The 12553-nt window shown below is 61.0% G+C and carries 13 protein-coding genes; 11 read left to right on the forward strand and 2 right to left on the reverse strand.

Features of this window, described 5'->3' with window-relative positions; genetic code table 11:
• Positions 1-7: 7 nt before the first annotated feature.
• The 10 genes from ASU33_RS04130 (at position 8) to ASU33_RS04175 (ending at position 10440) form a co-directional block, all read left to right on the forward strand.
• The gene (locus ASU33_RS04130) at positions 8-322 is read left to right on the forward strand and encodes a DUF4133 domain-containing protein (RefSeq protein ID WP_286130407.1); all 315 of its coding nucleotides are present in this window, start codon (positions 8-10) and stop codon (positions 320-322) included.
• The gene (locus tag ASU33_RS04135; protein WP_059068506.1) at positions 319-2814 is read left to right on the forward strand and encodes a TraG family conjugative transposon ATPase; all 2496 of its coding nucleotides are present in this window, start codon (positions 319-321) and stop codon (positions 2812-2814) included. The genes ASU33_RS04130 and ASU33_RS04135 overlap by 4 nt, the downstream gene beginning before the upstream one ends.
• Before the next feature lie 30 nt (positions 2815-2844).
• Positions 2845-3408: a hypothetical protein gene (locus ASU33_RS04140; protein WP_059068508.1), complete on the forward strand. Its 564-nt coding sequence runs from the start codon at positions 2845-2847 to the stop codon at positions 3406-3408.
• A gap of 142 nt (positions 3409-3550) precedes the next feature.
• Entirely contained in the window at positions 3551-4069 is a 519-nt protein-coding gene (locus ASU33_RS04145; RefSeq protein ID WP_160328128.1) for a hypothetical protein, read from the forward strand.
• Positions 4070-4072: 3 nt separating this feature from the next.
• Complete coding sequence (locus tag ASU33_RS04150; protein ID WP_059068512.1) at positions 4073-4723, forward strand: hypothetical protein; 651 nt, start codon at positions 4073-4075, stop codon at positions 4721-4723.
• 11 nt (positions 4724-4734) lie between these two features.
• Positions 4735-5799: a conjugative transposon protein TraJ gene (gene traJ, locus ASU33_RS04155; RefSeq protein ID WP_059068515.1), complete on the forward strand. Its 1065-nt coding sequence runs from the start codon at positions 4735-4737 to the stop codon at positions 5797-5799.
• 12 nt (positions 5800-5811) lie between these two features.
• Positions 5812-6423 carry a conjugative transposon protein TraK gene (gene traK / locus ASU33_RS04160; protein WP_059068517.1) on the forward strand — a complete coding sequence of 204 codons (612 nt, stop codon included), beginning with the start codon at positions 5812-5814 and terminating at the stop codon, positions 6421-6423.
• 12 nt (positions 6424-6435) lie between these two features.
• Complete coding sequence (traM, locus tag ASU33_RS04165; protein WP_059068519.1) at positions 6436-7593, forward strand: conjugative transposon protein TraM; 1158 nt, start codon at positions 6436-6438, stop codon at positions 7591-7593.
• Complete coding sequence (traN, locus tag ASU33_RS04170) at positions 7590-8480, forward strand: conjugative transposon protein TraN (protein ID WP_059068521.1); 891 nt, start codon at positions 7590-7592, stop codon at positions 8478-8480. The genes traM and traN overlap by 4 nt, the downstream gene beginning before the upstream one ends.
• Before the next feature lie 1033 nt (positions 8481-9513).
• Positions 9514-10440, forward strand: coding sequence for a replication initiation protein (locus ASU33_RS04175; protein ID WP_059068523.1), 927 nt, complete (start codon positions 9514-9516; stop codon positions 10438-10440).
• A gap of 12 nt (positions 10441-10452) precedes the next feature.
• On the opposite strand, the gene ASU33_RS04180 is transcribed toward ASU33_RS04175, so the two are convergent.
• Together ASU33_RS04180 and ASU33_RS04185 are read right to left on the reverse strand one after the other, a co-directional pair.
• Entirely contained in the window at positions 10453-11463 is a 1011-nt protein-coding gene (locus tag ASU33_RS04180) for an alpha/beta hydrolase family protein (protein WP_059068525.1), read from the reverse strand.
• 120 nt (positions 11464-11583) lie between these two features.
• Entirely contained in the window at positions 11584-12039 is a 456-nt protein-coding gene (locus tag ASU33_RS04185) for a hypothetical protein (RefSeq protein WP_149867040.1), read from the reverse strand.
• Positions 12040-12171: 132 nt separating this feature from the next.
• Between ASU33_RS04185 and ASU33_RS04190 the strand changes: the two genes are divergently transcribed.
• A complete protein-coding gene (locus ASU33_RS04190; RefSeq protein WP_059068529.1) occupies positions 12172-12534 on the forward strand; it encodes a hypothetical protein in 363 nt (120 codons plus the stop codon).
• Positions 12535-12553 lie beyond the last annotated feature (19 nt).

A 12553-nucleotide genomic window follows, 5' to 3' on the forward strand; every position in this document is an offset into this window, starting at 1 on the left:
CGTGCCCTTGCCCATCAACAAGGGCATCGGCAAACCCGTGGAGTTCAAGGGCCTGGTCGGCGTGTACCTGGCTTACCTGGCCGCCGGCCTCGGTGCCGTGTTCCTGCTCGCCCTGACATTGCTGGTGGCGGGCGTGAACTCCTACCTCGTGGTCTTGCTGGCCCTGAGCCTGGGCGGGCTGGTGTTCGCCCGGGTGTTTGCCCTTAACCGCCGCTACGGCGAGTTTGGAGCCTTGAAAGCGCGGGCGCGCCGCCGGCAGCCCCGCCGCATCGTCAGCCGCCGCCCGCGGCTGTTTCTCACCTTAACGTCCGAGCGCACATGAGCCCACCTCTCGTGCTGCCGTCGGCCACGCTCGAGCAGCTGCAGCCCATCTACCGCGTTGAGCGGGGCTGCTTGATCAGCAAGAACGCCGACCTGACCGTAGCCTTCCGCCTCGAGCTACCGGAGCTGTTTACCCTCTCACCGGCCGAGTACCAGTCCCTGCACGCCGCGGTCGTCAAGGCCCTGCGGGTGCTGCCCACCCCGGCGGTGGTCCACAAGCAGGACTGGTTTGTGGAGGAGCGCTACTGCCCCGACTTTAATTCCCCGCGGCTGGAAAGCTCCCTGCTCGGCCGCGCCTACGAGCGCCACTTCTGCGAGCGGCCCTTTCTGCGGCACGTGTGCTACCTGTTCATTTCCCGCACGGCCACCGAGCGGGCCCACTACCGCAGCCCGGCCTCCCTGCTGGGCCGTCGGCACCTGGTGCCGCGCACCCAGCTCGACGCGCAGCAGCAAAGCGCTTTCTTCGACGCGGTCGGGCAGTTCAAGCGACTGGTCGAAGACGGCAGCCCCCTGCGCTTGCAGCAGCTCAGTGAGGACGAGCTCGTGGGCACCGAAACGCAGGCAGGGCTGCTGGAGCAGTACCTCGCCCTGGAGCTCAGCTCCACGGCCCCGCTCGTAGACCTCGACTTTTCCCGGGGCCTGCAGGTGGGCCATAAGCACTGCCAGCTGTTCTCCCTGACGGCGGTAGATGACCTGCCCGCCGAAGTGGACCCAGCCGTGCGCTACGAGCGCCTGTCCACCGACCGCTCTCCGTTGGCCGTCGGCCTGGCCGCCCCGCTGGGCTTGCTGCTCAGCTGCAACCACCTTTACAATCAGTACATCTTCCTCGACGATCCGGCTCAAGCCTTGCGGCGCTTTGAAAAGCGCAAGGACAACCTGAATGCCCTCGCCCTGTATTCCCGCCAGAACGCCATTAACCGGCAGTGGTACGAGCAGTACCTGAACGAGGCGCACGCGGAGCAGAAGCAGCCCGTGCGCGCCCACTTCAACGTGCTGGCTTGGACCGAGCGGGAAAGCGAGCTGCCGGAGCTGCGCAACCAAGTAAGTGCGGCCATCGCCCGGCTTGGCGCCCGTCCCCGGGAAAACACCGTGGATGCGCCCGTTATCTACTGGGCAGGCATTCCGGGCAACGCCGGGGATTTTCCGGCCGAGGACACCTTTCCCACCTTCGCGGCCCAGGCCGCCTGCTTCTGGAACGTGGAAACGAACTACCGCGACGCCGCCTCGCCCTTCGGGCTGAAGCTTTCGGACCGGCTTACCGGCCGCCCGGTGCTGGTAGACCTCTCGGACGAGCCGATGCGGCGGGGCGTGATCACCAACCGCAACAAGTTTATCCTGGGCCCCTCGGGCAGTGGGAAGTCGTTTTTCACCAACGCCATGGTACGCCAGTATTACGAACAGGGCACCCACGTGCTGCTGGTGGACACGGGCAATTCCTACCAGGGTCTATGCGCCTTGCTGGGCGGGGTGTACCTAACCTACGAGGAGCACGACCCCATTGCCTTCAACCCTTTCCTGGTGAGCGGGGGCGGGGCGCCCGACGCGGAGAAAAAGGAAAGCCTGAAGGTGCTGCTGCAGACGCTCTGGAAAAAGGACGACGAGCATGCCACCCGGGCCGAGTACGTAAGCCTGACCAACGCCGTGGAGCTGTACTACGAGCAGCTGGGGCGGGAGCCGGAGCGGCGGCCTTGCTTTAATACCTTTTACGAGTTCGTGCAGGGTCCCTACGCCGCCGTGCTGCGAAAGCAGGGGGTGCGGGAAAAGGACTTTGACCTGCACAACTTCCTCTACGTGCTCAAGCCCTACTACCGCGGCGGCGCCTACGAGTACCTGCTTAACGCCGAGCGGGAGCTCGACCTCGTGGCCGAGCCTTTTATCGTCTTTGAGCTGGACAACATCAAGGATAACCCCATCCTGTTTCCGGTCGTGACGCTCATCATCATGGAAACCTTTATTGCCAAGATGCGGCGGCTGAAGGGCACCCGGAAGATGATTCTGATCGAGGAAGCGTGGAAGGCCATCGCTACCGCCGGGATGGCCGAGTACATCCGTTACCTGTTCAAAACGGTGCGCAAGTTTTTCGGGGAAGCCGTCATCGTGACCCAGGAAGTGGACGACATCGTTGGTAACGCCATCGTGAAGAACACCATCATCAACAACTCGGACTGCAAGATCCTGCTCGACCAGCGCAAGTACGCCCACCGCTTCGAGGAGATTCAGCAACTGCTCTCGCTTTCCGATAAGGAAAAAGCCCAGGCGCTGTCCATCAACCTGGACTTACAGCCCGGCCGTTACTACAAGGAAGTGTTTATCTCCCTGGGCGGGACGGCTTCCAAAGTGTACGCTACGGAAGTCTCCCCCGAGGAGTACGTGACCTACACCACGGAGGAAAAAGAAAAGCTGCGTCTGCAAACGCTGGCGCAGGAACGAGCCGGTGATCTAGCCGGCGCCATTAAAGTTTACGCCCAGGAGCTGCGCGAGCAGCGTGCGTGATGCTGACCACCTCAACCAAACCACTCAACCATGACCAGACCTCTTGTCCTGCTGCTGACTTGCTTGCTTGGCGCCTCCTGCGGTGAGCAAGTAACAACCCAAACTCAGGCGGTAATTAGCACTGCTCAACCCCGCTTGATTGTGGAAGTTAAAGCCAGACTTGATACCCTACCAAAGCAGAACAGGCACCGATATCAGGAGCTGCTTCAAGCGATGGAAAACTGGTACGGCAGTGATTTGAAGATGGACCAGAAGCAAAAGGCAGAACCAATTTTTCTAGGCCACCTGGAAGTAATCGACCAACGTGAAAACAAACTTAATAAACTACTGATATCAAGCAAATTAGACGATAACGAAAAGCAGTTAATAACAAAGCTGTACGATCAGTGCACAATTGAAAGTCTTGCCAATGTGCGTTCTCTCTCCATGCTTGCTAAACATGATGAAAGGATTCTTAAGGGCGAAATTGATCGACTAAGCGCTATTCAAACTAACAAGGTTAGGATAGCTCAAGCCATCATAAAGGAAGGAGCTGAAAAGGATCAGAGAAAGGTAAACAGAGAGCTTAAAAAAAGATTGATGGCAACTTATTAGACGCTTAGTGATGCTCTTAAGATCCCTGATCTTCTTTATATCTATCTGGTTAATAGCTAGCAATAAAGCTGTTGCGCAAGCCATTGTTTCAGCACCAGTCTTGGAGGGCCAAAGCTTCATGCAAACCGGCTTGCAGGCAACCATGAAGGGTCTGGAAGCGAAGGCCAATGTGTTGATTGATAAGGGCGTGGTGGAGCAGACCTTAACCAAGACTTACAGCCAGCAGAACATGCTGCTGCACAAGGAATGGTACGAGGGCCTACTCAGGATCAGTCAGGCAGTGCGCAGCTACCGGCGGGTACAGCACATCTTCGAGCGGCAGGCGGCCATGATCAAGATCTACTCGGACTACATCACACGGTTTACCACCGACAAACACCTGAGTCCCCAGCAGCGCGCGGCTATCGTCAGGGCTTACGCCGGTTTGCTCGAAGAGGGCGCAGGCATGCTGGCTGAACTCAAGGTGGTGGTCAATCCCGTCGGGGCGAAGATGACCGATGCCGAGCGCCTGGAGTTGATCGACGCCTTGGATGAGCGGGTAACCCACCACTACGATCTGCTGGTGTACTTCACCCGACGCAGCCTGGCCCTCTCTCGGCAGCAGGCCGTGCGGGCCGCGGACCGGCGCATGGTGGAAAAGCTCTACGGCCTGGCTGAATAACCCATGAAATACCTGCGGTTAACCTTATTGGGCCTGGCACTGCTGCTCGGCCCCGGGAATGCTGCGGCCCAGCTGATCGTTTCGGCCCCCATTGCCGAGCGCAGCTCCCGCAGGCAGATCAGTCACCAGACGACCATGAGCAAGCTTAAAAGCCGCGCCCGGCAACTCCTGGACCGCGGAGTAAAGGAACAGGCGCTCACCACCAAGCTGGTTGACCAAAACCTGAACCTGCACCGGGAGTGGTACGCTAGCCTGCGGGAAGTAAGTGCCACGGTCCGGCAGTACGAGCGGGTGCGCCGCATCTTTGAAAACCAGGGGCGCATCATTGAGCTCTACGCCCGCAACGTTTCGCGGCTGCACCAGCAACCCGGACTTAGACCGGAGCAGATCCAGGCCACGCAGCGCGCCTACGCCGGGCTAATCGAAGAAAGCGTTGGCATTCTCGATGACCTGCAGGTAGTACTGCAGCCTGGGCACGCGCAAATGACCGACGCGCAACGCCTTAAATACATCAACCGGATTGACGAGCGCATGCAGCACCACCTCGCCCTGGTCATCTACTTCACCCGCCGCAACACAGCCCTGGCAGCTGAACAGGCCCGGCAGGCCGCCGAGCGGCGAAAGATCCACGAACTCTACGGCGCAAGCCCCTAAGCTCATTGCCTATGCTATTGCTTATTCTGCTGCAGGTTACTTCCACCTTTAAGTCGCTGCAGGACCTGCTGGACACGCTCTACCGGGAGATGTACCCGCTGTGCAAGGATTTTATTAACGTAGGTCGGGCGCTGGGTGGGCTGGGTGCCCTAGCCTACGTAAGCGTATCGATCTGGCGCTCGCTGGCAAACGCCGAGCCCATTGACTTTTTCCCCCTGCTGAGACCTTTTGCGATTGGCTTAGCTATCGCACTGTTCCCACTGCTTCTGGATACGCTAAATGGAGTGATGAGCCCTCTTTCAGGAGCAACCAAGGGATTGGTTCAGGCTCAAAATGAAGTGATCATTGATTTACAAGATCGAAAGCAGAAGGTACTCGCTTCCAAAGCCGAAAATCAACCTTTTGAAAATGATGTCGCCTTTGAGCGAGAATTGGAAAAGAAGCCATACTGGGACTTAGAATCTAAGACCGGTCTCTATATGGATCGAATGGCCTACAACGTCCAGAAGAACTTTCGGGAGTGGCTGAAGGAGGCGCTGGAACTGGCTTACAACGCAGCCGCGCTGGTCATCAATACCATTCGCACCTTCTTTCTGATCGTGCTGAGCATTATCGGCCCGATCTCCTTTGGCTTTGCCATCTGGCCGGGCTTTGAAGGCACGCTGAGCGGCTGGTTTGCGCGCTACGTCAACGTCTTCCTGTGGCTGCCCGTCGCCAACATCTACGGGGCCATCATCGCCCGCATCCAGGTGCTGATGCTGCAACAGGACCTGGACAACATCGCCGCCGGCGCGGACGCGAGCACGGCCGATTACGGCTACATGATCTTTCTGCTGATCGCCATCGCCGGCTACTTCACCGTACCCACGGTAGCGGGCTGGATTATCCAAGCCACCGGCATGCAAACGGCCATTGCCCGCCTGCAGGGCGCCTGGAGCGTGACGAACACCGCCGCGGCGGGGGCGGGCGCCCTAACGGGCCGGGTCACGGGCAGCGCCCAGGCCCTGGGCAGTACGCTGCTGCCCAACCTCAACCGGCAGACCTCCGCCGGCTACCGCAACTCCACTAATTCTTAATCTGCCTCCGCCATGCTGCGCAGCCTAAAAAACGTGGACACCGCCTTTCAGCAGGTGAAAACCCTGGCCCTGGTGTTCGGGGTACTCTGCCTGCTGCTGACGGGCTTTACCCTATTCGCCTGCCTGCGGGCGGTCAGCGCCGCCCAGAACCGGGTGTACCTGCTGGCCGACGGGCAGCTGCTCACGGCCGCGGCCCGGGACGTGCGCGACAACCGCCCGGTGGAAGCCCGCGAGCACGTGCGCCGCTTTCACGAGCTGTTCTTTACCCTCGACCCGGACGAGAAAGCCATTGAGGACAACGTGGGGCGGGCCCTGTACCTGGCCGACGCGAGCGCGCGGCGCATGTACGACAACCTGCGCGAGAAGGGCTACTACAACGACCTGATCGCGGCCAACATCAGCCAGAAGCTGCGGGTGGACTCGGTGGTGGTCGACCGCGACGCCCGCACGGCCCGCTGCTACGCCACCCAGCAGATTATCCGCACTTCCTCCGTGACTACCCGCAACCTGGTGTCGGAGTGCACCCTGCGGCCGGTTACCCGCTCGGAAAACAACCCCCACGGCTTTCTGATGGAGCGCTGGCGCGTGCTGCACAACCAGGACCTGCGCACCGAACCCCGCTAAGCTGATTTTCCGATGAGCACCGTAACCCATACCGCCTCTTTTCTGCACGAGCGCCGGCTGGCGGTGGTCTTACCCGGCTTCGTGGTGCCCTGCGCCGCCCTGGTCTTCTGGCTGCTGGGCGGCGGGCGGCCGGCATCAGCCCCGGTAGATCAGTCGGGTCTGGGTGGGCTTAACACCGAGCTGCCCGGCGCCGCCGTCAGCCGGGGCCGCAACCTGGGCAGCAAGCTCAACGCCCGGCTTTCTGCCGACTCCGCCCGCGGCTCCGAGCTCGCCTTCACGCCCCGCCGCCAGCTGGCCGGGCCCGGCCTCAACTACGGCCTGCAGCCCGGAGAAGCGGCACCCGACAGCAGCCGGCCGGATGCCCGAGCCACGGCCGCCGCACGCCAGCTCATGGCCCTGCAGCGGCAGACTTACGCCGAGCCTGCACCCGCTTCAACTTTCCACCCCATCGATAGGGGAGGGGAGGAGCGGCCGCAGCGCAGCGCCGAGCAGGACGAGTTGGATCGCTCCCTGGCCGAGCTGGAGCTGCTGAAGGCGGAGTACGAGCGGCGTTTGCGCTCAAGCCCCGCTGCCAGTGCCCCACCGGCCGCCCGAAGGCGGTTAAAGCCCACAGTGCTGCAGCCGCCCAGTCCCAACGTTGTTTCCTCCCTGGCTGGCAGCCCAAGCCGGGCAAGCCGGTCGGGCTTCCACACCCTGAGCGACGCCGTTCCCGACGAAACCGCCAACGCTTTGCCGGCGGTGGTGCACACCGACCAGGCCGTCGTCAGCGGGGGCACGGTCAAGCTCCGGCTAAGCGAGGAGGCCCGGGTTAATGGGCAGCTACTGCCCCGCCACACCCTGGTGCACGGGCAGTGCCGCCTGACCGGGGAGCGCCTGCGCATTGAAGTGCGGGGCGTGCAGGTAAACAACCGCCTGCTGCCGGTGAGCCTGCGGGCCTACGACCTGGACGGCACCGAAGGCCTGTTCGTGCCTGGGGTGCCCACCGGCGACGCCTTGCGCCAGAGCGTGCAGCCCGGCCTGAACGCCGCGGAGGCGTTAGCCCTTACTTCCCACGCCGGCGCCGCCGCGGCGGGCGTAGCCCTGCAAACCGGCAAAAGCCTGCTCGGGCGCCGGGCCCGGCAGGTGCGCATTACCCTCAAAGCCAACCACCAGATTCTGCTTAAGCCATGACCTACCGTCCGCTACTTTCCCTGCTGCTGTTGCTTGCTGCCCTGGCCCGTCCTGCTTTAAGTCAGCAGCCCGTGCTGAGTTTTGAGTCCCGGCAGGCCGTCGCCGCCTACCGCCTGGGGGTGGGGCAGCAGAAAACCACCCACCTGGTGTTTCCTTACGCCGTCACCTACGTGGATCTGGGCAGCCGCGACATCATCGCCGCCCGGGCGGAAAGCGCCACCAACATCGTAAAAGTGAAAGCCAACCGGGCCGGCTTTCCCGAAACCAACATGACGGTGCTGGCCGCCGACGGTAAGCTGTATTCCTTTCTGGTGCACTACGAGCGCAATCCCCGGCTGCTAACCCTGGATCTCGGAGCCGGCGCCGGGCCGGGTGCCCCGCGGGTGCAGCTGCGCAACCAACCGGCCACCCAGCCCCAGCTGGAGCGGGCCGCCCGTCTTGCCCTGGCCAGAGCGCCGCGGGGCCGGGGTCGCACCCGGCAGGACATCCAGCTGCGGGCCGGGGAGCTGTACACCGACGGGCAGTCCTTTTTCCTGCCCCTGCACGCCCGCAACAACTCGCGCGTTCCCTTCGACGTGGACTTTGTGCGCCTGTACCTGCAGGACCGCCGCCGGGTACGCCGGACGGCCGAGCAGCAGCGCTCCCTGCAGCCCTACTACGTTTACAACGCTAGCCAGATCCAGCTGCCCGGGGGTGGGAAGCTAAGCCAGGTGCATGTGCTGCGCAAGTTTACTTTTCCGCCCAGCCAGCAGTTAATGGTGGAGCTCTTCGAAAAAGGGGGCGGCCGCCACGTGACCCTGCCGCTGTCGCACCGGCGCGTGCTTCGTGCCCGGCCGGTGCCCGCTGAAACCCCGGAGCTGGCCAGCACGGCCGAGGGCCGCTTATAAAACCTTTCCTTTCAGATGAGCCCCTAGGAGCTTCGGGTTGACGCCCGCTTATAAAACCTTTCCTTTGGAGTGTTAGGGTAAGCTGTGCTCCAACCGTGCTGCAGCTTATAAAACCTTTCCTTTAGCGGGTAAGGCAGCGGCCCCGGCGCGTCCGGCTCGTGGCTTATAAAACCTTTCCTTTAAAGCATAATAGTCGTCTGCGCGCTGCAAAGGGCTTATGATTTCTTTCCTTTGGCTGCGGCACGCGCGGGCAGCATGCTCATGTTCCCAACCAGCGGCCTTTCCGGCCAGCCGCCAGCGGGCTTATAAAACCTTTCCTTTCAGTTATCCAGCTGTCGCTGGCACCTCCTGTCGGGCTTGTGCTAGTTGCCGGGCGCTTAGATGGTCGGCCCACGCTTATAAAACCTTTCCTTTTGCCCATATGCCGTTAAGGCGCTTACACAGGCTTATAAAACCTTTCCTTTGGAGGTGCTGGTCTTAAGGCCCAGATGAAAGCTAATGGGGCACTGGTGAGGAGCAGAGGAGCAAATGGCTGCTAATAGGCGCTGTCTTAGGTAACATTGGAGGATGACCACGCTTCGCCTTGGTAGGATCATTAGGTTAAAGGAAAGGGATTATAAGTCAATTATTAAATATATTGAAACATATATTGAAAAAGTGCAATCCCTTAGGTTGGCTGCGCATTTTTGCTGTGTTTTTGTTTTTTTCTTGTTGATCGGCCCTGCTTTGGCTATCCCCCCACCTTAATATACCCTTTTGCTGGAGCTTGACACAATTTGTGAAGTATTTGTATTGTTTGTCTTATTTGCAGGGCTTGTAAGTTATTGATAAATAAGGAGCTGCGGGCGTTTTGGGAAAGCTTTTATAAGCGAAAAGAAAGGGATTATAAGCCCTGCGGAAAGGTTTCATAAGCGAAAGGGAAGGGATCATAAGCGCTTGGGAAAGGTTTCATAAGCGAAAGGAAAGAATATAGGGAAAAACTTTCCTTAGCTCTTTCCGTTTGCTTAGCTTAGCTCGTCTTTTCCCCTCTACTATGAAGCAAAGCGACTCGGCCGCCATTGAGATCCGGCAGCACAACGCCATCACCACGGCCCGTTACGAGATGACGGCCTGCGAGATGGACGTGGTCTTCTATCTGCTTTCCCTGCTGAAAAAAGAAGACCGCACGGGGACGCTTTACAAGGTGCGGGTAAAGGATCTGGAAAGCCTGACCGGCCGGCAGTGGAACTACCAGCAGTTTCTCGAGGCGACATCCTCGCTGCGCACCCGCGAGTACGTGATCGAGGACAAAAAGCGCCTGTTGCAGGTAGGCTTGCTGGCTTCGGCCGAATACCTCAAGGGTGAAGGGGTAATTGAGCTGGAAATTTCGGAAAAGATCCGGCCTTACCTCATCGACCTGAAAAACAACTTTACTTCCTACCGCCTGCAGGCGGCCTTCTCCCTGTCGAGCAAGTACGCCAAGCGCATCTACCAGATTGCCTCGCAGTGGAAGGACGTGGGTGAGAGCAAGACCTTTACTATCTCGGACTTCAAGGTGATGCTGCACCTCAAGGACCCCAAGGGCATCGAGTCGGAGCAGTACACCAAGGTGTCCATGTTCCAGAAGTTCGTGCTCGATGTCGCGGTTAAGCAGATCAACCAGCACACCGACCTGCAGATTCAGTACGAGCTTATCAAGAAGGGCCGCTCGTTTGAAAGCATCCGCTTTTTCATCAAGCAGCAGACCCCGCACCAGCTGCCCCTGCAGTTTGAGCGCCCCGCCGAGGACGGCAAGGTAGAGCTGGCCCGCCAGCACCTCAAAACCCTGGGCATCGTCGATCCCCAGCTGGTTGACCGCATTCTGGGCGAGGACCGGCTGGTCGGCGAAGTCAACGCTTTTGCCTACAAGCTGAAAACCCAGAAGATCAAGGCCGAGAAAAACCCCGCCGGCCTGCTGCTCAAGGTGCTGGGCTTGCGCTAAGCCGCCCTCACCCTAGCGCAGCGGCGCCAGAAAGGCATCTACCCTGGCCGCAAAGTCCGGGTGGGTGTGCACCCCGTGGTGGTCCCGGCCCTCGTAACGAAAGTATTCCACCTCCGTTTCCCGGCCCAGCGAACGCAACGCCTCGTGCAGCCGCTCGCCTTCCGCCGGCGGCACGATGTAATCCCGGCTGCCGAGGTGAAGCTGCACCCGGGGCAACCGCGCGGCAAAGTATAACGGGGAGCTGGCCAGCAGGCGGTGGCGGGCCTGGGCCAGCGTGATGCGCCCCTCCCGGAGCTCCTGCAGAAACTGCAGCTGGTAGGTAGGATCGTTCACGTGAGACCTGGTCAAACCCAGCAGGTCGGTGGGGCCTACCACGTCGATGGCCCGCCGTACCCGGGCGTCGCGCTCCGCCAGCAGCAAAGCCACCGTGCCGCCCCGGCTGCCCCCGCGCAGGGCAATGCGCCCGGTGTCGGCACCCGGTACGGTGGCAAGCACGACGTTCAGCAGGGCCTGCGCATCGTCGGCTGCGCCATCAAACGCTTCGCCGAGCGGGCCCTCCGATACGGGCCGGTCGTAGCTGCGGCCGTCGACGATCACCCGCAGGCCTTGCCCCCGAAAGGCTATCCAAGCCTGGATAAAAGGCGAAGGTGCCGCCGTGGCGCTGCCGGCTGGCCGTAGCTCGATTGCCTGGGACTCGGCTGTAAACCCGCCAAAGTGCAGCTGCACCGGGTGAGGCCCCAACCCGCCCGGCACGAATACGGCCGCCTGGGTGCGGTAAGCTCCGGTTAGAAACGAGATAAAGCGCAGCTCCGCCCCCGCGGAAAGCGGTATGGTCTGCTCCAGCTGGTAACCCTTGGGGGCTAGATTACGGGCTGCCCAGTCGGTTTGCACCGCGGCCAGCTCAGCGGGGGTAGGTGGGGCAAACAAAGCGTTCTTGTCGATGCCCTCCAGGTAGTCGTCTTTTTTACAAGCCACCGCGGCCAGCAGCAGGGCGGCGGAAAGGTAAAGGCGCAGTTGTTTCATTAATCGAGGGAGCCTCGGGTTAAGCCAGGGGTTGCAAAGAACTGTCCCGCGCCCGGGCCAGGTAAACCGAAGCCGGATCACGCTTAACCCGTTAAAATCTTAGCTTGCCGCGCCGCGAGCTTACGAGTTCTCTACCCGCTCGCGAATCTGCGCCAGCCAGATCAAGGCCGAGTCCGGGGTAGCAAACCACTCGGTGCGCACCCCGGGCCGCAGCACATCCAGGGGCTGCACGTAGCCTTGGGCATCGAGGTCCACCTCCTGTCCCGGAGGCAGCAGCATGGCGATGGCCACGATGCCGGGCAGCGTTTCCTCTACCCGTGGAAAGTAATCTTCCCGCATCCAGGTGTGCAAGGCATCCGAATAGCCCTGCAGGGGCAGCTCGCCCGCCAGCAGCCAGTACCGGCAGCCGTGCTGCTGCGCCTGAACCAGCACCAGCTCCACGCTGGCGGTAATCTCCTCTTCCGTGAGCAGGCGCCGGGTCGTGCCCCGCAGCAGGGGCGGGTTTGCGGTGTACTCGACCGTGTAGAAGTCCAGCAGGGTGTAAGCCGATTCCATAATTGGCAAAAGTAAACTCATTCTTGGCCAGGTGCCGATTCTCGGAGCGCGGCCGTAATAAATCGAGACTGATCTTTGGTGAGTTATTGCTGATAATCAATGCGTAGCTGCGGAAATCTTTTCATCTTATAGCTCTAACATGCTGCTAGGGTTATGGTCACGACAACGCAGGTTAAGCTGGAGCTGGAGCAGGAGCTGCGCCTGCGTTCGCGCGGCAGTATGCCAATGCCGGTATTGGACGCTCTGCTCGACCAGCTCCATCCCGCGGTGGAGGCCGTTGCGGGCTACGGACCCCGCGGGCTTAAGCCCGCCGCCGCGCCCTGGCCGGAGCCTGCCCTGGCCTTCGAGGCAACCTGGCCGGATACCCGCACGCTCACCGTGGCATTGCGGCAGTGCCCCCGCCAGGGATCCCAGGCCCAGGTAACTCTATACCAATCGGGCAAGCTGGCCATGGCCCTGGGCTGCCAGCCCGAACAGCTGGCTTCCACGGTGACCCTGTGCCTGAGCAGGCAGTAAGCTTACCCGTTTAGACCGG

Source organism: Solirubrum puertoriconensis, from assembly GCF_001483135.1.
GTDB lineage: Bacteria > Bacteroidota > Bacteroidia > Cytophagales > Hymenobacteraceae > Solirubrum > Solirubrum puertoriconensis.